This window comes from Streptomyces sp. NPDC002884, from assembly GCF_040295245.1.
GTDB lineage: Bacteria > Actinomycetota > Actinomycetes > Streptomycetales > Streptomycetaceae > Streptomyces.
On sequence record NZ_JBEOVB010000011.1, the window covers coordinates 71,771 to 94,752 of the forward strand.

The window sequence follows — 22,982 nt, forward strand, 5'->3', positions numbered from 1 at the left end:
CCTCGAGATCAGGGGCCTCTTCACGAGGCTCAGCCCATCTCCTCCAGCGCCTTGCCCTTCGTCTCCTTGACGTACTTGAGGACGAACGGGATGGAGAGCGCGGCGAAGACCGTGTAGATCACGTAGGTCGCGGAGAGGTTCCAGTCGGCCAGCGACGGGAAGCTCGCGGTGATGGCCCAGTTGGCGATCCACTGCGCGGACGCGGCCACGCCGAGGGCGGCGGCACGGATCCGGTTGGGGAACATCTCGCCGAGGAAGACCCAGACGACGACACCCCAGGACAGGGCGAAGAAGAGGACGAACACGTGGGCGGCGATCAGGGCGATCCAGCCCTGGGTGGCCGGCAGCTTGCCGTCGACCAGGTCGAAGGAGAACGCCCAGGCCTCCAGCGCGAGACCGACGACCATGCCGACGGAGCCGATGAGGGCCAGCGGCCTGCGGCCGACGCGGTCCACGAAGATCATCGCGATCACGGTGCCGACGATGTTGATGATCGACGTCGTGAAGGAGTACAGGAACGAGTCCGTCGGGTCGACACCGACCGACTGCCACAGCGTCGAGGAGTAGTAGAACGCGACGTTGATGCCGACGAACTGCTGGAACACCGACAGGCCGATACCGACCCAGACGATCGGCCGGAAGAAGAAGGAACCGCCGAGCAGGTCCTTGAACGTGGACTTGTGCTCGCTGTTCATCGCGTGCTCGATCTCGGCGACGCGGGCGTCCAGGTCGATCTTGTCGCCCTCGACCTCTTCGAGGATGTCGCGGGCCCGCTCGCGCCTGCCGACGGAGATCAGGAACCGCGGGGACTCGGGGATCGCGAAGGACAGCAGGCCGTAGAGGACGGCCGGGACCACCATGACGCCCAGCATGACCTGCCAGGCCTCCAGGCCCATGAGTTCGCCGCGCTGGTCGCCGCCGGCGGCGTTCAGCAGGCCCCAGTTGACCAGCTGCGAGATCGCGATACCGATGACGATCGCGGCCTGCTGGAAGGACCCCAGGCGCCCGCGGTAGGCGGGCGGGGCGACCTCGGCGATATAGGCCGGGCCGATCACGGAGGCCATACCGATGGCGAAACCGCCGACGACCCGCCACAGGGCGAAGTCCCACAGCGCGAAGGGCAGCGCCGAGCCCACGGCACTCACGGTGAACAGCACGGCGGCGATCTGCATGACCCGGATGCGGCCGATCCGGTCGGCGATACGGCCGGCGGTCGCGGCACCGACGGCACACCCGATCAGGGCGATGGCGATGACCTGCGCCAGGGCCGCGGAACCGACGTCGTAACGGTCCCGGATGGCCTCGACGGCGCCGTTGATGACGGAACTGTCGTAACCGAACAGGAACCCGCCCATCGCGGCCGCCGCCGCGATGAAGACGACATGCCCGAGATGATCGGGATGAGCCGTCCCGGCTCCTGACTTCTGCGCCTGCTCTGTGCTGGCCACGTTCAACTCCTCGGACCGCCGGCAACGCCGCCGACGGGATCAGCACCTCCAGATAGGTGGTACCTGAAGGTAAAAGCAACGGTGCCGAGACTATGCCTTCAAGTGTCGAAGTCAAGAGGGGGTGGCTGTGACTTTTCAGTACACACTTGAGGTCGATGTGTTCAACTCTTGAAGAACCGCCCGGAGCTTGGATACAGGTACCCCGCTTCGGGCCGCTCAGCGCAGGCGCTGGCTGATGACCTTCGACACACCGTCGCCCTGCATGGACACGCCGTACAGCGCGTCGGCGACCTCCATCGTCCGCTTCTGGTGCGTGATCACGATCAGCTGCGAGGACTCCTGGAGCTCCTGCATGATGCGGATCAGCCGCTGCAGGTTGGTGTCGTCGAGGGCCGCCTCGACCTCGTCCATGACGTAGAACGGGCTGGGCCGGGCCTTGAAGATCGACACCAGCATGGCGACGGCCGTCAGCGACCGCTCGCCACCGGAGAGCAGGCTGAGCCGCTTGACCTTCTTGCCGGGCGGCCTGGCCTCGACGTCGACGCCCGTGGTGAGCATGTTGTCGGGGTCTGTCAGGATCAGCCGCCCCTCGCCACCCGGGAAGAGCCGGCCGAACACACCCTCGAACTGTCGTGCGGTGTCCCGGAAGGCCTCGGTGAAGACCTGCTCGACCCGCTCATCGACCTCCTTCACCACTTGAAGGAGGTCGGCACGGGTCTTCTTGAGGTCCTCCAGCTGCTCACTGAGGAACTTGTGCCGGTCCTCCAGCGCGGAGAACTCCTCCAGGGCCAACGGGTTCACCTTGCCGAGCTGCTGATAGGCGCGTTCGGCCGCCCGCAGCCGCTTCTCCTGCTCGGCCCGCAGGAAACGCCTCGGCTGGTTGCGCGGGTCCTCGGGGTCCTCCGGCAGCACCTCGCCCTCGGCGGGCGGCGAAGGCGGGACCGGCTGGTGGGGCCCGTATTCGGAGACGAGCCCCGCGGGCTCCACCCCCAGCTCCTCCAGCGCCTTGGTCTCCAGCTGCTCGATCCGCATCCGCTTCTCGGCGCCGAGCACCTCGCCCCGGTGCACCGAGTCCGTCAGCTTGTCCAGCTCGGCCTTGAGGTCGCGCCCGGCGGTGCGGGCGGCGGCCAGTTCCTGCTCGCGCCGCGCCTTGGCGGCGTCGGCGGCGACCCGCTCCGCCTCGGCCCGCCCGAGGGACACCTCGACATGCGTGAGCAGTTGCCGCGCACCGAAGGCGACGGCCTCCGCTACGGCGGCCTCGTGCCGCAGCCGCGCCCGCCGCTGCTCGGCACGCGCGCGTGCCTCGCGTTCCACGCCCGCGGCCCGGTCCAGCGAGTCGGCCCGCCCGGCCAGCCCCTTCACCCGCTCCTCGTGCGTACGGACCTGGAGCCGCGCCTCCATCTCGGTCTGCCGGGCGTTCGCCCCGTCCGCGGCGAGCCGGTCGCGCACGGAGGTGTCGGGCTCCTCCTCGACCGGCATCTCCTCGGCGACAGCCAGCCGTTCGGCCAGCTCCTCGGCCTCCTCCACCGCCCGGTCCAGCGCCTCCTGTGCCCGCGCCGCGGCCGCCGCGGACCGCTCGGCCTCGCCGGCGGCGCCCCGCGCCTGTCCCGCGAGCCGCCCCAGTTGCTGGGCCACGGCCGACTTCTCCCGGTCGGCGGCCCGCCGCCGCTCCCCCGACTCCTCGACGAGCGCGGCACACTCCTTACGGTGTTCCTGGGCCGCGTGTTGCGTTCGCGTCAGCTCCGCGCACCGGACGGCCAGCTCCTCCAACTGCGCGGCCGCCTCGTCCACGGACGCCTGCACTTCGAGAAGGCTGGGCGCGCCCGCGGAGCCGCCCTGCGCGAAGTGGGCGCCGAGGAGGTCGCCTTCGGCGGTGACGGCGGTCAGTTCCGGGTACCGGTGGACCAGTTCCTCGGCGTCCTCCAGGGTGCCGACGACGACGATGTCGTGGAGGAGGCGGCGGACGGCGGGCATGAGCTCGGCGGGGGCGTGGACGAGGTCCGCGGCGAGTTGTCCGCCGGCTGCGGGTGCGTCATGGCCGGTCGCGTCGTTGCCCGTGCCCCGTCGGGGCGCTGCCGGTGCTCCGGCGAGCAGAAGCGCCGCCCGTCCCGCGTCCTGTTTGCGCAGCAGGCGGAGTGCCTCGGCGGCCGCGGCCGGGGTCGTCACGGCGAGGGCGTCCGCCGCCGCCCCGAAGGCCGCCGCGAGCGCGACCTCGTGTCCCTGCGTCACCGTCAGCAGTTCGGCCGCCGGGCCCAGCAGTCCGCTCAGCCGGTCCCGCGCACCGAGCAGCGCGCCCGTGCCGTCCTTGCGGCGCAGGCCCAACGCCAGCGTCTCGTGGCGGGCCTTGGTCGCGGCGCGGCCGCGTTCGGCCTCGGTGACCGCCTCGCGGGCGGTGCTGAGAGCGGCCTCCGCCTCGACGAGCCGCCGCTTGGCCGTCTCGTGCTGTTCCCCGAGCTCCTGGTCGTCCGCGTCGAGGCCGTCGACCTCCGCCTTGAGCTCCTCGTACTCCTCCTGCGCGGTGACGGCCCGTTCCTGGGCCTCGTCGCGGGCGGCGGCGAGCCGGTCGATCTCGGCCTGGGCGGAGGCGGCACGTGAACGGGCCGCGTTGACCTGGCCGTTCAGCCGGGCCAGGCCCTCGCGGCGGTCGGCGATGGCCCGGGCGACGTCCTTCAGCCGCCGTTCCTCGACGGCGAGCTCCCGCTCCAGGTCGGCGCGGTGGGTGACGGTGTCGTCGAGCGCGTGCTGGGCCGCTTCCAGGGCGGCCTCCAGCTCGGCCTCCTGCTCGCGGACGCGGGCGGCCTCGCGCTCCATGTCCTCGGGATCGCGGCCGCGGCGCTCCTCGGGCGGCGCGGAGGTGGCGCTCTTCACGCGCGCGTCGGCGAGCGAGATCGTGCCGCGGACGCGTTCGGCGAGCTGGGACAGCTCGTACCAGGTCTGCTGGGCGCGCTGGAGGCGCGGTGCGAGCCGGCGGACCTCGTCCTCCAGCAGGGCCTCCCGCTGGAGGGCCTTGCGCAGTTCCTGCTCGGCGGCCTCCTTGCGCTCCTTGAGGGCGGCCTCGTCGGCGACTTCGGTCTGCAGGGCCTCCCGGAGCCGTACGAGGTCGTCGGCGAGGAGGCGCAGTCGGGAGTCGCGCAGATCGGCCTGGATGACGGCGGCACGGCGGGCGACGGCGGCCTGACGGCCGAGGGGCTTGAGCTGACGCCGCAGTTCGTCGGTCAGGTCCTGCACGCGCGCGAGGTTGGCCTGCATCGCGTCCAGTTTCCTGAGCGCCTTCTCCTTGCGCTTGCGGTGCTTGAGGACGCCCGCGGCCTCCTCGATGAAGGCGCGGCGGCCCATGGGATCGGCGTGCAGGACGGAGTCGAGCTGGCCCTGGCCGACGATGACGTGCATCTCGCGGCCGATGCCCGAGTCGGACAGCAGGTCCTGGATGTCGAGGAGCCGGCAGGTGTCGCCGTTGATCTGGTATTCGCTGCCGCCGTTGCGGAACATGATCCGCGTGATGGTGACCTCGGCGTACTCGATGGGCAGCGCCCCGTCGGAGTTGTCGATGGTCAGGGACACCTCGGCGCGGCCCAGCGGGGGGCGGCCGGTGGTGCCGGCGAAGATGACGTCCTCCATCTTGCCGCCGCGCAGCGACTTCGCGCCCTGCTCGCCCATGACCCAGCTGAGCGCGTCGACGACGTTGGACTTGCCCGAGCCGTTGGGTCCGACGACGCACGTGATCCCCGGTTCGAACCGGAGCGTGGTCGCTGATGCGAACGACTTGAACCCCCGGAGGGTCAGGGCCTTGAGGTGCACGGCGCTGGACTCTACCTTCCGGGGGTGTCTCACTCCATGAACCCGCGGTTTCACCCATGAACGCGCAGGGCACACCAAACGTTAAGAGACTGAAAGGGTGCGCGGGGGAAGCAAAAGAGCGAGCAGGACGACGGCGGGGAAGACGGGGCGGGGGAAAGAAAGAAGGGACGCCGAAGCGTCCCTTGCAAACTCTGACTACTTAGCGGTCCGACGCGGCGGGATGAGCCGCCCGACCACTGCGTGTGCCGTTGTGCAGCGGTGCAGCGATCAGGTGAGCGCAGGCTCCGCCTGGCGTGCGTCGATGCTCTCGAGAAGCGATTCGTGAGAAGCGGCAGCCGTGAGCGCGTCGTTCTCGGCCTGGATGCGTCCGAGCTCGGATTCCAGGTCCTGTACGCGCTGCTGGAGCCGTCGCATCTCGGCGAGGAGTCGCGGGTCGGAGCCGCCGACGTAACCGAGAAGCGCCTTTGCCATGATGGATGGTCCTCCACAATGAGTGACCGACCGAAGCGGTGTGGGTCGTGAGGGATTCGCACCCGCGGTGCTTGCCAGGATCTTGGTTGTGCTGCCGTTCATCCATGCCAAACAGCTGAGGTGCGCGGGGTGCTTTCAGCGTCTCACCAAAAAGTTTGACGGTCAACACGATCACGCCCCGTATTGGCGGGCATCCCGGTGGCGCGCGGCCTGAACGGCGGCGCTGCGACTCCTGCGGGGCTCTCGGGGCGTGGCGATCATCCTGACGTGCGGAGCCTCCCACTGCAAGCGATTCTTGGCAACCACCTGCCCCTTTCCGCCCGGGCAGGTGCCATTGGCATGTACCGGCGCCCGCCCGGGGTCGCTCCGCGCGGATTCCTCAACGGATCGCGAAGCCGTCGTAGCCGCCGCGCGGTGTGTCCCATATCTCGGTGACGCCCTCCACCCGTCCGGGCGTGTCGTCACCCAGGAGCCACCCGAGCAGTCCCTCACAGCCCTCCCGGGCCCCTTCCGCGACGACCTGGACCCGTCCGTCGGCCAGATTGAGAGCAAAACCACTCAGGCCGCCGATCTCCAGCGCCTTGGCCCGGGTGAACCAGCGGAAACCCACACCTTGGACATGTCCACGCACCCAGGCGACCAGCCGTACATCCTCGCTCATGGGTGCAACCTAACCGGGCAAAGTCGCTCGGAGCACTTCCTCCCCCAGAGCCATGCGGTACCGTCCCCACCCAATGATTCTCATATGAAACTCACTCGATCGGGTGAGTCTGGTTGACCAGAGGGAGCAGGAGGCGCCCGTCGCCCCAGCACCTCGGCCGATCGCCGAGAACACCGCCGGGAACACCGCTTGGACGAGGAAGGCAAGGACATGGGACGCCACCGACGCTCCGCCGCCGGCCGCGCCGCCACGGGCCGCGCCACGGGGGTCACACAGACGCACGGCTCGCACGCGGACAGTCACGCCCCGCAGGACTCGTACGACGACGACCGCCCCACGATGGGCATCGCGCCGTATCTGAACCCGGAGGCCTACGCCGACACCGTCGCCAGAAGCCGGGACTACCTGTACGCCACCGGCGACGGCTACACCGACACCGCGGTCTTCGCGACGGACGGCTTCCGGCCCGACGACGGCCCACTGCGGCCGGGCCCGGACCGGGCCGCCGGGGCGGGCCGCCGCCGCAAGCGGAAGGTCGCCACACCGGTCAAGACGGGACTGCTGGGTGTCTCCGCGGCGGTCGCGATCGGCACCGTCGCGGTGGCCACGGGCGTGGTGCCCGGTCTCGACAACTACCAGCTCGGCGGCGGCAACGGCTCGGGCGACAAGGTGCAGGCCGCCGACTCCCCGACCAACTCGGCCTCCGAGCAGGGCGGCACGTCCGGCGCCGCCGACGACGAACGCGGTGGTACGTCGACCAGCCGTGACGCCGGCCGGTCGACCTCGCCCGCCACCTCGCAGACGCCTTCCCCCTCCGCCTCCACCGCGTCGGCGTCGCCGACCGAGACGGCCACCGAGAAGCCGCAGGCCACGCCTTCCAAGGAGCCGAAGGCCACTCCGTCGAAGTCGAAGACGGCCACCAAGGCGCCGGACAAGTCCGAGTCCCCGGTGACGGTCCCGGCCGAGGCGCAGGCCGCGGCCGAGGTGCTGAAGCTGGTCAACGAGGAGCGGGCCAAGGTCGGGTGCAGTGCCGTCTCCGCCAACAGCGCGCTGTCGGATCTCGCCGAGGCGTTCAGCGACGACATGGCCGCGCGCGGCTTCTTCGACCACACCGACCCGGACGGGGCGACCCCGTGGGACCGGGCGGCGAAGGCCGGGATATCCGATCTCGGCGGCGAGAACATAGCCCGTGGCCAGGCCGACGCGGCCGCGGTCATGGAGGCCTGGATGAACAGCCCCGGCCACAAGGCGAACATCCTGAACTGCGACTTCAAGACGCTGGGCGTCGGTGTCCACCTGGGCTCAGGCGGCCCTTGGTGGACGCAGGACTTCGGCTACTGAGATAACCGCAGGTCAGACACCCAGGACGGCCCCTGGGCCGGCTCCGGGCCGTCTTCCGCCGCCTTGACGCTCTCCCCCGCGTCCAGAAACACCGAGGCGTAGACGTGCCTCAGCGCGTGCATGCCGTTGTCCCGCCCGGTCTCCACGCCTGAAGCGCAGGCCGCCACACTCGATCGTGGAAGCGCATGCGGCGGCGACGTCCACGAGAGCTGGGTAGTCACCCGAATGGCGTACTCCGGGTGGCGACGAGCCGGCTGCGATCCGATGTTGGTCGAGGGACATTCACCCATTCGGCCGATCGTCGGGAGAGGCGTGCCATGACCCAACTTGTCCGCAGGAACCAGGCTCTGCTGTCCGAGGACCAGAAGCGGCTGCTCGTCACAGCGGTGTGGAACGTAAAATCCCGAGGCAGTTACGACCAGTTCACCAAGGCGCACGCGGAAGGTGCGAACTACTACCACCACGTCCCCACCTTCCTGCCCTGGCACCGGGAGTTCCTCCGAATCTTCGAGACGGCACTGCCGATCCCGCCCGGCCAGCAGCCGCTCACCATTCCGTACTGGGACTGGACGGGCGCCGACGATCCCTGGGCCGACTACTTCATGGGCGGCAACGGCAGGGAGAGCGACGACCGGGTGATGACCGGTCCGTTCGCCGTGAGCGCCGGATGGTCCTGCGTCGATCCCACTCGGGAGATCCCGTCGTACCTCAGGCGGCAGTTCGGTGCCGGCATCGACCACCTGCCGACAGCCGCCGAGGTGTCCGCCTGCCTCTCGATGACGCCGTACGACAGCGCGCCGTGGGAGGGGGTGAGCCAAAGCTTCCGCAAGTCCCTGGAAGGCGTGATAACGCCGGACATCCACAACAGGGTCCATCGGTGGATCGGCGGCAACATGGAACTCGCCAGTTCGCCCAACGACCCCGTCTTCTGGCTGCATCACTGCAACGTCGACCGGCTCTGGGCCGAGTGGCAGCGGCAGCACCCGACCGACCTGTACCGCCCGCAGAGCGGCGGCCCGCAGGGACAGAACGTCGACGACCTGATGCCCCCGTGGTCGAACGTGCGGGTGAGCGCGGTGCTCGACCACCGCAGCCTGGGCTACGTCTACGACACCGAGAACCCCACCGCCCAGGGCGACCACATGTATCCCGGGGACACCCTGCGCGGCGGCGACTCGATCAGCTCGGAAGGCGGCCGGTACCGGCTCGTCTACGAGACCGACGGGAACCTGGCCCTGTACCAGGACGGCGAACACACTCCGCGGTGGTCGTCCCAGACACAGCGCAGGTCTCCTGGAATGTGCGTCATGCAGATGAACGGCGACCTCACCATCGACGACGCCGACGGACAGCGGGTGTGGAGCCTGGGCATCAACGGGCGCGGCAACCGTCTCCGGCTGACGGGGGACGGAGATCTGGAGGTCACCGGCCTGACCGGGGCGATCGCCTGGCGGTCCACCCGTCGTGTGATGGCCTGACCGGATCAGCGACAGCAAGGGACAGACCCCCGTCGCTTCGCCGCGGCGGGGGCCTCTTTCAGATCGAACCGCGGGTGCCGGGCCCCGCGGGAACGGTCAAGCGGCCAGGGCGCGGCCGGCCAGGAAGACCCTCGCGGTCTCGGCGACGCGCCGCCCCAGGTGCTCCGCCGTCGCCACGTCGGCCTTGTGCACGGCGTCCGGGCCCTCGTCGACGTTGGTCTGCGCGGCCGCGCCCAGGAAGACGCCCAGGCGGTTGAGGTCGTGCTCGGACGCGGTGCTGCTGTTCCAGCCGGGCAGCAGGCCGAGGTTGACCCAGTGCATGCCGAGCTGCGCGGCGAGGATCTGGAAGTACTGGAGCGTGTGCAGCTTGTCGCCGCTCTTGGAGCCGGAGTTGGTGAACCCGGCGGCCAGCTTGTCCTTCCACTGCTGGGTGGCCCAGCGTGCGGAGGTCGCCTCGGCGAAGGCGTGGAAGGCGCCGGAAGCGGTCCCCATGTAGGTCGGCGAGCCGAACACGATCGCGTCCGAGCCGTCGAGCAGCGTCCACTGCTCCTCGGTGATCTCGTCGACCTTGATCAGCCGCACCTCGGCGCCGGCGTCGGCGGCCCCGGCACGGACGGCCTCGGCGAGGACGGCGGTGTGGCCGTAGCCGGAGTGGTAGGCGACAGCGATGACGGGGGTGGACATGCGGCACTCCTCGAATAGGGCAGGTCGAATGCGGTAACCACAGGAAAGCACTAACTTTTGGTTAGTGCAACCTGTCGGATAGCGCTGCCGTCGAGTAGGCTTGACGCATGGACATCACCCAGGAGCGCGCGGGGGACCAGGACCTCCCGTTCAACGTGTTCGCCAAGGCCTGCCCCTCACGCGGCACGCTGGAACACGTCACGGGCCGCTGGGGTGGGCTCACGCTCGGTGCGCTCCACGAGGGTTCGCTGCGCTTCAACGAGTTGCGCCGACGGGTCGACGGCGTGAGCGAGAAGATGCTGTCCCAGACGCTGCACGCGCTGGAGCGCGACGGCCTCGTGCACCGCGAGGCCCAGCCGACCAACCCGCCTCGCGTGGACTACGAACTGACGCCGCTGGGGCGCGAGGTGGCCGAGCGACTGCTGTCCCTCATCCACTGCGTCGAGGGGCGCATGGACGACGTCCTGGCCGCCCGCGAGCACTACGACGGGACGCGCGGCACCTTCTGACACTTCGGGCAGAAGTAGCTGGACCGGTTCATCCACGGGCGCCGGAGCATCGGCGTGGCACACCGCTTGCAGGGCAGGCCCTCGCGGCCGTAGGCGTCCAGCGACCGGTCGAAGTAGCCCGACTCGCCGTTGACGTTGACGTACAGGCTGTCGAAACTGGTGCCGCCCACGGCGAGAGCCGCGTTCATCACGTCCCGGACATGACCCAGGAGTTCGAGCGTGCGGGGGCGGGTGAAGTTCGCGGTCGGACGTTCGTAGTGCAGACGGGCACGCCACAGCGCCTCGTCCGCGTAGATGTTGCCGACGCCGCTGATCAGCGACTGGTCGAGCAGAGCGCGCTTGATGGTGGTGCGTTTGCGCCGCAGGGCCTGATGGAACGCCTCGTCGTCGAACAGCGGGTCGAGGGGGTCACGGGCGATGTGCGCGATGACGTCCGGAAGGCCGTCGGGGGTGGTGTCGTGCAGCGACAGCCCGCCGAAGGTGCGCTGGTCGACGAAGCGCAGTTCGGTGTCGACCTCGTCCGCGAAGCGCACCCGGACGCGCAGATGCTTCTCGTCGGGCGCCTCGTGCGGCTGGACCAGGAGCTGACCGCTCATCCCGAGGTGGGCGAGGACCGCCTGGTGCGTGTCCGCCAGCGGCAGCCACAGATACTTGCCCCGGCGGCTGGGGGTGCCGATGCGGTGACCCTCGAGCCGGTGCGCGAAGTCGTCGGAGCCGGCGATATGACGGCGTACGGCACGCGGGTGCAGCACCTCGGCGCCGGCGACCGTGCGATGGGCGACCCACCGCTCCAGACCGCGCCGGACGACCTCGACCTCGGGCAACTCGGGCATGGGATCCCCCGTACGGAGCGCCCGCCTCCCAACGGGGGGCGGGCGCTCGTCTCGTACCGCTGTTCTGCTTGCTTCTCCTGCTGTACCGCTGTTCGTCAGGCGGAGGCGGACTCGGAGTCCGGGCTGCCGTCGGGGGCCTCGACGGCCTCGACGGACTTCGCAGCCTTGGCACGCTCGTCCGCCGCGGCCCGGATGGACCGCCATGCGGACTCGGCGGCCTGCTGCTCCGCCTCCTTCTTGCTGCGGCCGGTGCCGGTGCCGTACGAGACGCCTCCGACGCGGGCAGCAGCAGTGAAGGTCTTCTCGTGGTCGGGGCCGGTCTCCGTGACCAGGTACTCGGGAACACCGAGCCCTTCGGTCGCGGTGAGCTCCTGGAGACTGGTCTTCCAGTCCAGGCCGGCACCGAGGTTCGAGGACTTCTCGATCAGCGGGTCGAACAGGCGGTGCACCAGTTCGGAGGCCGCGTCGAGGCCCTGATCGAGATAGACCGCGCCGATCACCGCTTCGAGGGTGTCGGCGAGGATGGACGCCTTGTCCCGGCCGCCCGTGCCCTCTTCACCCCGGCCGAGCCGGATGAAGGAGCCCAGGTCGAGGCCACGACCGACCTCCGCCAGCGCACGCGAGTTGACCACCGCGGCCCGCAACTTGGCCAGCTGGCCTTCGGGCAGGTCGGGGTGGGTGCGATACAGCGTGTCCGTGACGACGAGGCCGAGCACGGAGTCCCCGAGGAACTCCAGCCGCTCGTTCGTCGGCAGACCGCCGTTCTCGTATGCGAAGGAACGGTGGGTCAGCGCACGCACCAGAAGGGCGGACTCGAGCCGATAGCCGAGCCGCCCTTCCAGAAGCGTGTGGGACGAGGCCGTGTCCGCCTTGTTCTTGGCGGTCGTGTCCGCCTTGGCGTCAGACATGAAGCCTCTCACCAGCCGCTCAGACCTCGAGGACCTGGCGCTTGTTGTAGGTGCCGCAAGACGGGCACGCGATGTGCTGCAGCTTGGGCTCGTGGCAGCGCTCGCACGCAACCAGGGTGGGGACCGCAGCCTTCCACTGCGACCGGCGGTGGCGCGTGTTGCTGCGCGACATCTTCCGCTTCGGAACAGCCACGGCTACTTCTCCTGCTTCTCGTTGGCGGGCGCCGATCGAGGCGCTTCGCCACTCATCTCGTCCTTCTCGCCGTCTTCGAGTGAACCGGCGAGTCCCTGCAGTGCCGCCCAACGGATGTCGGTGGCATCGTGGTGGTGGTCCGGGTCGTCCGTGAGCCGGGCTCCGCACTCGGAGCACAGGCCCAGACAGTCGTCCTGGCACACCGGCTGCATCGGCAGTGCAAGCACCACCGCATCACGCAGCACGGGTTCGAGGTCGAACAATCCGTCCTCGATGAAGAGCCTGTCCTCGTCTTCCTCGGCGTCGTCGACCGGCTCCGCTTTGGGGCGGCCCCGGTCGTCGGCGTCAGGGTACGAGAACATCTCCTGGAAGTCCGCTTCGAGCTCCAGCTCCAGCGGCTCCAGACACCTTACGCACTCCCCCTCGGCCTGTGCACGGGCGGTGCCTGTGACGAGCACCCCTTCCATGACCGACTCGAGTCGGAGCTGCAGTTCCACCGGGGCGCCTTCCGGCACTCCGATCACTCCCTGGATCCCGAGGTCCTGGGGAGCGTCGAACTCGCGGGTCAGGCGCTGTAGCGCACCAGGACGCCGCCCCAGCTCGTGCGTGTCGAACACGAGAGGCTTGCGGTGGTCGAGGCGGGCGTTCAGGGCCATTCCTGCTTTCGATCTTCTGAGCTCGGGGGACGCTGCCCTACTACGGTGCTGCGGGCAGCTGTGATCGCGGACGTACACGCGACCGAAGAGCCAGGATACTGGAGCATTCGCCCACAGCCCAATCCGGGCTCTTTCTCCGGTCCGCCCCGGTGCTGCGCCGGTGCTACAGGCCGCGTTCCTGCTCGTAGGCGCGCAGCTGCTCGGCACTGATCATGCCGGTGTCGAAGAGGCTGGTCTCGTCGAGGGCGTATCCCTGCTGGACCTGCTGCTGGGGCTGCTGCACGGCCTGGTTCGGGTCGTAGGGGGCCTGCTGGGTGTCGTAGCCCTGGTACGCGTACGGGTCGGCCTGCTGCTGGTAGCCGTACGCGTCCTGCTGACCGTAGCCCTGCTGCTGCTGTTGCTGCTGATAGCCGCCGTAGGGGTCCGCCTGCTGCTGGTAGCCGTACGCCGGCTGCGGTTCCTGCTGGTCGTACGGCTGCTGCACGGGCTGTGCCGCCGCGGCGTCCTGCTCCGCGAGGGCGGTCAGGTCGGCGAGGTAGTCGGCGTCGGAGGAGTGCTGGAACGTGGTGGCGTCGTCGGCGAGCAGGCCGAGGTCGTCCGAGGCGATGCGGCCGTGCAGCTTCTGGCGGCCGCGGCCGACCGCGTCCAGGGTCTTGGCGAGGACCGCCTCGAAGGCGCCCAGCTTGGTGTCGACGTAGGAGTCGGCGTCGCGGCGCAGGGTCTCGGGGTCGTGGCTGCGCTCGGGGGCGTCCTCGTCCTCGTAGCCGTTCTCGTCGGTGCCGGGGCCGGTGCCGAGGAGCTTCTCGCGGCCGCGGCCGACGGAGCCGAGCGTCTTGGTGAGGACGACCTCGAAGTTCGCGAGCTTGGAGTCGACGTAGTCGTCGGCCTCGGCGCGGACCTCCTCGGCCTCCTTGCGGGCCTCGGCGAGGATGCGGTCCGCCTCGTTCTGGGAGCGGCGGGCGATCTCGGTGTCGGAGATCAGGGAGCCGCGCTCGGCGTGCGCGGTGGTGATGATCCGCTCGGCCTCCTGGCGGGCCTGCTCGACCATCTGCTCACGGCCGCCGATCAGCTCCTCGGCCTGGGCGAGGGAGTCGGGAAGGGCCGCGCGCACCTCTTCCAGCAGGGCGAGCAGGTCCGCGCGGTTGACCACGCACGAGGCCGACATCGGCATCGACCGGGCACTGGAGACCGCCGTGACGATCTCGTCGAGCTTCTTCTGCACGTCCACCGGTTGCTCGCCACTCTCTACAGCTGGGTTGGAGACGGACGGAACGACTGTACGGCCATGGGGTGTCCGCCGGACACCGGGTGACGGGCCGTCAGGAGACCGGTCCCCGGGTCAGTCCTTCCTGAGCCGCTCGCCCAGGGCCTGGAGGACCAGCGGGGGCACCAGGTGGGAGACGTCGCCGCCCCAGGTGGCGACCTCCTTGACCAGGGAGGAGGAGAGGAAGCTGTACGTGGGGTTGGTGGGCACGAACAGCGTCTCGACGCCCGACAGACCGTTGTTCATCTGGGCCATCTGGAGCTCGTAGTCGAAGTCGCTGACCGCCCGCAGGCCCTTGACGATGGCCGGGATGTCGCGCTGCTTGCAGAAGTCGACGAGGAGGCCGTGGAAGGCCTCGACCCGGACATTGCCGTACTCGGCGGTGACCTGGCGGATCAGGTCGATCCGCTCGTCGATCTCGAACAGGCCCTTCTTGGCCTTGTTGATCATGACCGCGACATAGACCTCGTCGTACAGACGAGACGCGCGGGAAATGATGTCGAGGTGTCCGTTGGTGATCGGGTCGAACGACCCGGGACAGACGGCACGGCGCACTTGTGGTCCCTCGCTCTCCAGTCCGGTCATCGTGCGTCTTCGCACGTAGAGGCGGCGCGACCGTACCAAAACGTTCCCTCGCCGTAGCGACGGGCCCTGAGTGCCTCGAACCCGTCCGGCCAGGGGAACTCCCCGCCTCTGGTGCTGCGCTCCACGGTGACGAGAGCATCGGCCGCGAGCCAGCCCCCCGAGCGGAGTGTGAGCAGAATCTCCCGAAGATCGTCGTTCGTGACGGCGTACGGGGGATCGAGGAAGACGAGGTCGTACGGGTCCGCCGGCGGTGTCTGGATGATCTGCTGGGCCTTGCCGGCCCTGACCTCGGCGCCGGGCAGCCCGAGGGCCTTCACGTTCTCCCGGACGGTGCGGGCCGCCCGCGCGTCGGCCTCGACGAGGAGGGTGTGGCCCGCGCCCCGGGAGAGCGCCTCCAGGCCCACGGCGCCGGAGCCCGCGTACAGGTCGAGGACGCGTTCGCCGCCTAGGGGGCCGCCCAGCAGGGACTGCCAGGTGGAGAAGAGACCCTCGCGTGCGCGGTCGGAGGTGGGACGGGTGCCGGTGCCTGGCGGGACCGCCAGGCGACGTCCACCGGCTGCGCCGGCGATCACGCGGGTCATCTCGGGGTCCTTGTTCGGGGGCGGTTACGCGTCCAGTCTGGCAGGCGGAGCTGCGGGGGCGCTCTGTGCCAGGAGGGGCTCTGCGCCGGGAAGGGCTCTGCGTCGTCCACGGCCGTCGCGTACGTCCCGGGAGCGGCTGCGGGCCGTCCGTGGCTCGTCGGCTCGTCGCGCCCGGACGGCGAAGCCGCGCACCGCGCCGTGCGGGGCTCGCCGGTCCGGCGGCCGGCGCCGCGCACCGGCGGCGCCCCGCGTCCGGGTCGGCCGCCGTCAGCCCTTGTCCAGGTACTGCTCCCGCTCCTCGTCCAGGAGGGCGTCCAGGGCCGTGCGCAGGCCGGGCAGGCTCTCCAGCTCCGGGTCGGCGGCGACCAGGCGGGCCGCCTCCTCGCGCGCCTCCGCGATGACCTCCTCGTCCTCGATGACCGCGAGGACCCGCAGGCTGGAGCGGGCGCCGGACTGGGCCTGGCCCAGGACATCGCCCTCGCGGCGCTGTTCGAGGTCGATGCGGGAGAGCTCGAAGCCGTCGAGGGTGGCGGCGACGGCGTCGAGACGCCGGCGGGCCGGGCTCGCCTCCGGCATCTCGGAGACCAGGAGGCACAGACCGGGCGCCGAGCCGCGGCCGACGCGACCGCGCAGCTGGTGCAGCTGGGAGACGCCGAAGCGGTCGGCGTCCATGATCACCATCGCGGTGGCGTTCGGGACGTTGACGCCGACCTCGATGACGGTCGTGGCGACCAGGACGTCGGTGTCGCCCGCGGCGAAGCGGCGCATGACGGCGTCCTTGTCGTCGGGGGCCATGCGGCCGTGCAGGACCTCGACCCGCAGGCCGTGCAGGGGGCCCTTGGCGAGCCGGCCGGCGATGTCCAGGACGGCGAGCGGCGGCCGCTTCTCGGCTTCGTCCTCGGGGGACCTCTTCTTGGCCCCGGCCTTCTTCGAGCCGGCCGGTTCGTCGGCGTCGTCGCCGATGCGCGGGCAGACGACGTACGCCTGATGGCCGTTGCCGACCTCCTCGCGGACCCGCTCCCAGGCGCGGGCCAGGAAGTGGGGCTTGTCGGCGGCCGGGACCACATGGCTGGCGATGGGCGAGCGGCCGGCCGGGAGCTGGTCGAGGACGGAGGTCTCCAGGTCGCCGAAGACGGTCATGGCGACGGTGCGCGGAATCGGCGTGGCCGTCATGACGAGCAGGTGCGGGGGTTGCTTGCCCTTGCCGCGCAGGGCGTCGCGTTGTTCGACGCCGAAGCGGTGCTGTTCGTCGACGACGACCAGCCCGAGGTCGTGGAACTTGACCTTGTCCTCGATCAGCGCGTGCGTGCCGATGACGATGCCGGCCTCTCCGGTGACGAGGTCGAGCAGTGCCCCGCGGCGGGCGGCCGTGCCCATCGACCCGGTCAGCACCACGACCTTGGTGGCCCGCTCGGACCCGCCCAGCATCCCGCCCTCGGCCAGCTCGCCCATCATCTCGACGACGGAGCGGTGGTGCTGCTGGGCGAGGACCTCCGTGGGCGCGAGCATGGCCGCCTGCCCGCCGGCGTCGACCACGGCGAGCATGGCGCGCAGGGCGACCATGGTCTTGCCGGAACCGACCTCGCCCTGGAGCAGCCGGTGCATCGGATGGTCCGTCGCCAGGTCGTCGAAGATCTCCTTCGAGACCTTCTGCTGGCCTTCGGTGAGAGTGAAGGGGAGCCGGTCGTCGAAGGAGCTCAGCAGGCCGTCGGCGGCGGGCACCCGGGGGACGGCCGGGAGTTGGGCGTCCGCGTGGCGGCGGCGGGCGAGGGCGACCTGGAGGACGAACGCCTCGTCCCACTTCAGCCGGGCGCGGGCGTCGGCGATGTCCGCCTTGGTCCGGGGGCGGTGGATCTTCAGGAGCGCCTCGGGGAGGGAGACCAGGCCCCGGCCGTCCCGCAGGGAGTCCGGGAGGGGGTCGACCGCCTCCTGCGCGTGCGGCAGGACGGTCTGGATCGCCTTGCCGATCTTCCAGGACTCCATTTTCGCGGTGGCGGGGTAGAGCGGGATGAGGGCGCCGGCCCAGGTCTCGACCGATTCGTCGGTGTCGGCCCGCAGCAGTTCGTAGGCCGGATGGTTCAGCTGGAGACGGCGGTTGAAGACCGAGACCTTGCCCGAGAACATCGCGCGCGTGCCCGGCAGGAGGTCCTTGTGGGGTTTGTGGACGCCGCTGTTGAAGAAGACCAGCTGGAGCCGGCCGCTGCCGTCGGTGATGGTCACCTCCAGGCGCTGGCCCTTGCCCCGGGGAGCCTTGGCCGAGGCGAAGCTGTGCAGACGGGCGTCGGCGACCTGGGCGACCACGGTGACGTGCTCGTCCATGGGGAGGTCGGCGAGGTGGGTGAGCTGGCCGCGCTCCTCGTATCTGCGGGGGTAGTGGTGCAGGAGGTCGCCGACGGTGTGCAGGCCGAGGTGCTCGGCCATCACCTTCGCGGTGGCGGGGCCGAGCACTGACTTCAGTGGCTGTTCCAGTGGTTCTTCCAGTGCGGGCACGAGATCCATTGCACACCACGTCACTGACATTGCCGTATATGTGTCCCGAAACCCCTGGTCAGGCGGCTCGTTCGGGCTCTAGGATGACGCGCTCCGGCCATCATCCGCGGTCACCGCCCCACCGGGACCGCCCGACCCCGCGCCGTGCTCCTCCCCCAGCCCGCGGCGCAGCAGCGATGGACTCCCAGACCTCACAGTCATCCCAGGCATCCCAGCCGTCTCACACGTTCCAGGTCGACCTGCGTGGTCTGGTGGACCTGCTGTCCCATCACCTCTATTCCAGTCCCAAGGTCTACCTGCGCGAACTGCTTCAGAACGCCGTGGACGCGATCACCGCCCGGCGGGCCGAGGAGCCCGACGCCCCGGCGCGCGTGCGGCTGTCCGCGGCGGACGGCGGGCTGCGGGTGGAGGACTCGGGCATCGGGCTCACCGAGGCCGACGTGCACGACCTGCTGGCCACGATCGGGCGCAGCTCCAAGCGCGCCGAGGGACTCCAGGACGTCCGTTCGGACTTCCTCGGGCAGTTCGGCATCGGGCTGCTGGCCTGTTTCGTGGTGGCCGAGCGGATCCGCGTGGTCAGCCGCAGCGCCCGCACCCCGGACGCGCCGCCCGTGGAGTGGACGGCACACGACGACGGCTCCTACACCGTGCGGACGCTGCCCCACGAGGAGCACCCCGAGCCGGGCACCACCGTCCATCTGGTGGCGCGGGCCGGCGCCGGTGAGTGGCTCGCGGAGCCGCGGGTGCTGGCGCTGGCGCGGGACTTCGGAGCGCTGCTGCCGTACGACGTCCGGGTCGGCGACGAGGCGGTCACCGATCTGCCGGCGCCCTGGAACCGGTCCTACCCCTCCCCCGCCAACCGGCGGGTGGCGCTGGCCCGGCACTGTCACGCGCTGTTCGGTTTCACGCCGTTGGACTCCGTCGAGCTGGACCTGCCGGTGGCGGGGGTCCGCGGGGTGGCGTACGTGCTGCCTTCGGCGGTCAGCCCGGCGCAGCGTGCCGGTCACCGCGTGCACCTCAAGGGGATGCTGCTCACCGAGCGGGGCGAACAGCTGCTGCCCGACTGGGCGTTCTTCGTGCGCTGCGTCCTGGACACCGACAGTCTGCGGCCGACGGCCTCGCGGGAGTCGCTGTACGAGGACGAGACGCTGGCCGCGGTACGGGAGGCGCTCGGGGAACGGATCCAGTCGTGGCTGACGGGCCTGGCCGCCGGTGATCCGCAGCGGCTCGCGGCCTTCCTCGAGGTGCACCACCTGGGCGTGAAGTCCCTGGCGCGGCACGACGAGGAGATGCTGCGCACGATGCTGCCGTGGCTGCCCTTCGAGACGACCGACGGGCGGCTGTCGCTGGAGGAGTTCGCGCAGCGGCACCCGGTGGTGCACTTCACGCGGACCGTGGAGGAGTACCGGCAGGTCGCGCCGATCGCGTCCGCGCAGGGCATCGGGGTGGTCAACGGCGGTTACACGTACGACAGCGAGCTGGTCGAGGCGCTGCCGTCGGTGCGGCCGGGGACGGTGGTCGCCGAGCTGGACGCGGACACCGTGACCGCCCACCTGGACACCGTCGCCGCGGCCGACGAGCCGGCGCTCGCGGGCTTCCTGGCGGCGGCGCGGGCGACGCTCGACCCGCTGGGCTGCGATGTCGTCCTGCGGGCGTTCCACCCGTTGTCGGTGCCCGCGCTGCACCTCGACGACCGGGGGGCCCGGCACGAGCAGGCACGCGTGCAGGCCGAGGCGCAGGCCGACGACCTGTGGGCGGGCATTCTGGGCTCGCTGCGTGGGAGCGCCCCACGCGCGCGGCTGGTGCTCAACCATCTCAACCCGCTGATCCGGCGGATCAGTTCGTTGAACGATCCCGAGTTGATCGGCACCGCCACGGAGTCGCTGTACGGGCAGGCGCTGCTGATGGCGCAGCGCCCGCTGCGGCCCGCGGACTCGGCGCTGCTGAACCGGGCGTTCATAGGCCTCCTGGAATGGGCCACGCACGGGGAGTCGGCACACGGGGAGCCGACAGAGGAACAAGGCGGTCAATGATGAGCGAGATCACGGACTTCGACTCCCTCCGCCGGGCGATGGCGGAGAACGGCGAGCAGCCGGAGGGCCCGGCCCGCAACGCGCGCGCGGAACAGCTGCTGCTGGAGGCCGAGACGCTGGGCGTCCCGCTCGCCGTGATCGAGGCGCTCGGGCACCAGCTGAAGGTCTACAACTACAGCTCCGAGAAGGCGAAGATGTTCGTCCCGTTCGCGCGGCTGCTGCGCATGTGGGACGAGCGGCCCGAGGACTTCGACGAGTACGAGACGCACTCGCTGCACTGGGTCTTCAAGTGGATGTCGTCCGGCATGCTCGACCAGCCGCACGTGCCGCTGGCGTCGGTGGAGAAGTGGCTCGGCGAGATGGAGCACCGCTACCGGCTCGCCGGGCACTCCGCGCGGGCGGTGCGCAGCGCCGAGTTCAGCGTGGCCGCGCACGTGGGCGACGTGGAGCGGGCGGAGCGGGCGTTCACCGCGTGGCTGGCCGCGGACCGGGACACCATGGCCGACTGCCACGCGTGCGAGCTGCACGGGCAGGGCTGGTGGCGGGCGGAGCGGGGCCGGGACGCGGAGGCGCTCGCGCTGTGGGCGCCGGTCCTGGAGGGCGAGTACGCGTGCGCGCACGAGCCGCACACGGTGCTCGCGTCGTCCCTGGTGCCGTTGCTGCGGCTCGGCCGGCTCGAGGAGGCCCGCGCCCACCATCTGCGGGGTTTCCGGCTGGTGCGGTCCATGGAGAGCATGCGGGGCGCCTACGCCGACCACGTCGAGTTCTGCGCGCTGACCGGCAACGAGGCGCGGGGACTGGAGCTGCTCGCGGAGCGCCCGGCGTACTTCACCGACGAGGGGCATCCGCACAGCAGGCTGGAGTTCCTGAGCGTGGTGGTGCTGCTCATGGAGCGCCTGTCCGAGCTGGGGCTCGCCGGTCAGCGGGTACCCGGGCCCGACGGGCGCGAGTGGACGGCCCGGGAACTCGCGGCGGAAGCGCGCGCGCAGGCTCTCGCGCTGGCCGCGCGCTTCGACGAGCGCAACGGCACGTCGTACGTCGGCGAGCGGGCACGCGCGCGTATGGCACAGCTGCCCCTGGTGGAGCGGCTGCCCCTGGGCGTACGGGCGGCTCGCCCCGCCTCCGCCGTGGCCGCCGCGACGGCGGCGCCCGGGATCTCCGCTCCGGCTCCGGCGCCGGTCCAGGAGGCCGCCGGACCGGACCTGGCGGTCCTGCTCGCCGAGGCCAAGCGGCTGTCCGACACGCTCCAGCCGCTTGCCGTCGAGGCGTGGGCGCGGGTGGCCCGGCTGGCCGAGGAGGCGGAGGGCGTCGAGCTGGAGGCGCGTGACCGCGCGGAGATCGCCGACCACGAGGCGATAGGTCTCGGCCCGGAGGGCGCCGACACGTTCGAGCGCGCCGCCGTGCTGTACGCGCAGGCGGGCGACCCCGGCGAGGCCCTGGCGGCACGCGCGCGTGCCGCGTACATCCGCGCGCTGGCCGGCGAGATCGACGAGGCGCTCGCGGCGGTCGCCGACCCGTACGACCGGGTTCTCGCGCTGTACGCCGAGGGCGGCACGGAGGTGCCACAGGCGGCGGGCGTGCTGATGGGCCGGGCGCGGATCCTGATGCGGCGCGTCCACGAGGCCGAGGGAGAGGTGGTCGACGAGGCGGTCCTGGCGGACGCGGAGGCGGCCGTACGGGAGCTGCTGGCCCTCGTCGAGGGGCGCGCGGGGAACGACGTACGCCTCGCCGCCCGGGTGGCCGAGGGGCACGCGATGCTCGCCGAGCTGGCGACGCACTCCGGGAACCCGGAGGCGGGCGCCGTGCTGTTCGCTCGGGCCGCGCGGGAGTTCATCGAGACGGGTCTGCCGTGGTTCGCCGTGGAGTACGAGGCCCGGCTGGCCGGTCTCGCCCACCAGCTGGGCGACATGAGGGAGGCGGAGCGGGCCCTGCGGGCCGCCCTGGAGCACGGCGGACCGTACCTGGAGGCCGTCGGGCGGGCCCAGCTGCACCTCCAGCTCGCCGAGGTCGTCGGGGGCCGGGGGGAGGCCGAGGAGGCCGCGGAGCACGCCCTGGAGGCGGCGCACTGGGCGGACGAGGCGGGCGCGGGCCCCACGCTCGGCGCGTGGGCGCGGCACCAGCTCGGCGGGTTCCTGGTCCGGCAGTGCCGCTGGGCCGAGGCCGCGGAGGTGCTGGAGTCCGCGCTGGCGGAGCTGACCGCCGAGACCCACGGCGACGGCGCGGTCGTCCAGACGCAGTGGTGGCTGGGTGACTGTCTGAGCGAGCTCGGGGAACACCGGGACGCCGCCGAACGCCGGCTCCAGGCCGCCGAGATCGCCCGGCACTGGCCCGAGCAGCACGACCACGCGACCCTCGCCCACCTGGCCGCCGAGTCGCTCGGCCAGGCCGGTCTGCGCACCGAGGCGGACCAGGCCTACGCGCGGGCGGGCGAGTTGTGGCGCGGTCTCGGCAACGTCCACGGGCTCGTCCGCTCGCTGCGCGCCCGCGCGTGGCTGGCGTTGCGCACCGAGGACGGGACCGACGCGGCGCGCGACCTGATGGCGCGTGCCGTGGAGGAGTGCGCGGACGCGTTCGACGGGGCCGACGACGACGAGGCGCGGCTGCGGCTCGTCGCCGAACTCGGCCACACGCACCGCCAGTTCGGGGACCTGCTGGCCCGTTCCGCCGCCGAGGACGCCGACGACGACTCGATCCGGGCCGCTCTGGACGAGGCGCTCTCCCAGATGGCCGAGGCCGTCGCGGTGTTCGTCGCCCTGGGCGAGGACGCCGTGCACGCCCGGACCGGGGCGGAGCTGGCCGCGGGCTGGCTGGAGACCGATCTGGGAGACCCGGCGGCGGCGGCCGCACGCGCGCGTGCGGTGCTGCGGGCCTACGCCGATGCCGAGGACGACGACGCCGGCATCGTCAGCGGCGAGGAGGGGGAGGACGAGACGGTGCGGGCGCGGCGGGCCGAGGCGGAGCAGCTGTTGCAGGCGGCGGAGGAACAGAGGGATCGTTGAACGGTCCTCGGCGGACACAGGGGTCGTTCAGCAATCCCCGCCTCGCTCGG

General features: G+C 71.1%; 18 protein-coding genes. 5 read left to right on the forward strand and 13 right to left on the reverse strand.

Annotated elements, in window-relative coordinates:
- Positions 1-29 precede the first annotated feature (29 nt).
- The 4 genes from ABT070_RS22840 to ABT070_RS22855 form a co-directional block, all read right to left on the reverse strand.
- Positions 30-1,448: a sugar porter family MFS transporter gene (locus ABT070_RS22840; RefSeq protein ID WP_351763501.1), complete on the reverse strand. Its 1,419-nt coding sequence runs from the start codon at positions 1,446-1,448 to the stop codon at positions 30-32.
- Positions 1,449-1,664: 216 nt separating this feature from the next.
- On the reverse strand, positions 1,665-5,246 hold the full coding sequence (smc, locus tag ABT070_RS22845; RefSeq protein ID WP_351763503.1) for a chromosome segregation protein SMC: 3,582 nt from the start codon (positions 5,244-5,246) through the stop codon (positions 1,665-1,667).
- Between the two features lie 267 nt (positions 5,247-5,513).
- Positions 5,514-5,717, reverse strand: coding sequence for a hypothetical protein (locus ABT070_RS22850; RefSeq protein WP_020128723.1), 204 nt, complete (start codon positions 5,715-5,717; stop codon positions 5,514-5,516).
- Between the two features lie 379 nt (positions 5,718-6,096).
- Positions 6,097-6,378: an acylphosphatase gene (locus ABT070_RS22855; RefSeq protein ID WP_351763505.1), complete on the reverse strand. Its 282-nt coding sequence runs from the start codon at positions 6,376-6,378 to the stop codon at positions 6,097-6,099.
- 210 nt (positions 6,379-6,588) lie between these two features.
- Between ABT070_RS22855 and ABT070_RS22860 the strand changes: the two genes are divergently transcribed.
- Together ABT070_RS22860 and ABT070_RS22870 are read left to right on the forward strand one after the other, a co-directional pair.
- Positions 6,589-7,719, forward strand: a complete 1,131-nt coding sequence (locus tag ABT070_RS22860) for a CAP domain-containing protein (protein ID WP_351763507.1) — start codon at positions 6,589-6,591, stop codon at positions 7,717-7,719.
- A 317-nt stretch (positions 7,720-8,036) separates the two neighbouring features.
- Positions 8,037-9,197, forward strand: a complete 1,161-nt coding sequence (locus tag ABT070_RS22870; protein ID WP_351763509.1) for a tyrosinase family protein — start codon at positions 8,037-8,039, stop codon at positions 9,195-9,197.
- Positions 9,198-9,293: 96 nt separating this feature from the next.
- Here the strand turns inward: ABT070_RS22870 and ABT070_RS22875 are convergent, their stop codons facing one another.
- Entirely contained in the window at positions 9,294-9,881 is a 588-nt protein-coding gene (locus ABT070_RS22875) for a flavodoxin family protein (protein ID WP_351763511.1), read from the reverse strand.
- A 107-nt stretch (positions 9,882-9,988) separates the two neighbouring features.
- Here ABT070_RS22875 and ABT070_RS22880 point away from each other — a divergent pair, with 107 nt between their 5' ends.
- Complete coding sequence (locus tag ABT070_RS22880; protein WP_351763513.1) at positions 9,989-10,390, forward strand: winged helix-turn-helix transcriptional regulator; 402 nt, start codon at positions 9,989-9,991, stop codon at positions 10,388-10,390.
- Here ABT070_RS22880 and mutM read toward each other — a convergent pair.
- From mutM to recG, 8 genes are all read right to left on the reverse strand, one after another.
- Positions 10,363-11,223 carry a bifunctional DNA-formamidopyrimidine glycosylase/DNA-(apurinic or apyrimidinic site) lyase gene (gene mutM / locus ABT070_RS22885; RefSeq protein ID WP_351763515.1) on the reverse strand — a complete coding sequence of 287 codons (861 nt, stop codon included), beginning with the start codon at positions 11,221-11,223 and terminating at the stop codon, positions 10,363-10,365. The two genes, ABT070_RS22880 and mutM, sit on opposite strands and share 28 nt — an antisense overlap.
- Positions 11,224-11,318: 95 nt before the next feature.
- Positions 11,319-12,131: a ribonuclease III gene (gene rnc, locus ABT070_RS22890; protein WP_351763517.1), complete on the reverse strand. Its 813-nt coding sequence runs from the start codon at positions 12,129-12,131 to the stop codon at positions 11,319-11,321.
- A gap of 19 nt (positions 12,132-12,150) precedes the next feature.
- Positions 12,151-12,324 carry a 50S ribosomal protein L32 gene (gene rpmF, locus ABT070_RS22895; RefSeq protein WP_007493396.1) on the reverse strand — a complete coding sequence of 58 codons (174 nt, stop codon included), beginning with the start codon at positions 12,322-12,324 and terminating at the stop codon, positions 12,151-12,153.
- Between the two features lie 2 nt (positions 12,325-12,326).
- Positions 12,327-12,980: a YceD family protein gene (locus tag ABT070_RS22900; protein WP_351763519.1), complete on the reverse strand. Its 654-nt coding sequence runs from the start codon at positions 12,978-12,980 to the stop codon at positions 12,327-12,329.
- Between the two features lie 163 nt (positions 12,981-13,143).
- A complete protein-coding gene (locus ABT070_RS22905) occupies positions 13,144-14,208 on the reverse strand; it encodes a F0F1 ATP synthase subunit B (protein ID WP_351763521.1) in 1,065 nt (354 codons plus the stop codon).
- Positions 14,209-14,319: 111 nt separating this feature from the next.
- Positions 14,320-14,799 carry a pantetheine-phosphate adenylyltransferase gene (gene coaD, locus ABT070_RS22910; RefSeq protein WP_351763766.1) on the reverse strand — a complete coding sequence of 160 codons (480 nt, stop codon included), beginning with the start codon at positions 14,797-14,799 and terminating at the stop codon, positions 14,320-14,322.
- 26 nt (positions 14,800-14,825) lie between these two features.
- Complete coding sequence (gene rsmD / locus ABT070_RS22915; RefSeq protein WP_351763522.1) at positions 14,826-15,410, reverse strand: 16S rRNA (guanine(966)-N(2))-methyltransferase RsmD; 585 nt, start codon at positions 15,408-15,410, stop codon at positions 14,826-14,828.
- Positions 15,411-15,677: 267 nt separating this feature from the next.
- Complete coding sequence (gene recG, locus ABT070_RS22920; protein ID WP_351763524.1) at positions 15,678-17,909, reverse strand: ATP-dependent DNA helicase RecG; 2,232 nt, start codon at positions 17,907-17,909, stop codon at positions 15,678-15,680.
- A gap of 167 nt (positions 17,910-18,076) precedes the next feature.
- Here recG and ABT070_RS22925 point away from each other — a divergent pair, with 167 nt between their 5' ends.
- Positions 18,077-19,933, forward strand: a complete 1,857-nt coding sequence (locus tag ABT070_RS22925; protein ID WP_351763526.1) for an HSP90 family protein — start codon at positions 18,077-18,079, stop codon at positions 19,931-19,933.
- The gene (locus tag ABT070_RS22930) at positions 19,933-22,932 is read left to right on the forward strand and encodes a tetratricopeptide repeat protein (protein WP_351763528.1); all 3,000 of its coding nucleotides are present in this window, start codon (positions 19,933-19,935) and stop codon (positions 22,930-22,932) included. The genes ABT070_RS22925 and ABT070_RS22930 overlap by 1 nt, the downstream gene beginning before the upstream one ends.
- Positions 22,933-22,982: the final 50 nt, after the last annotated feature.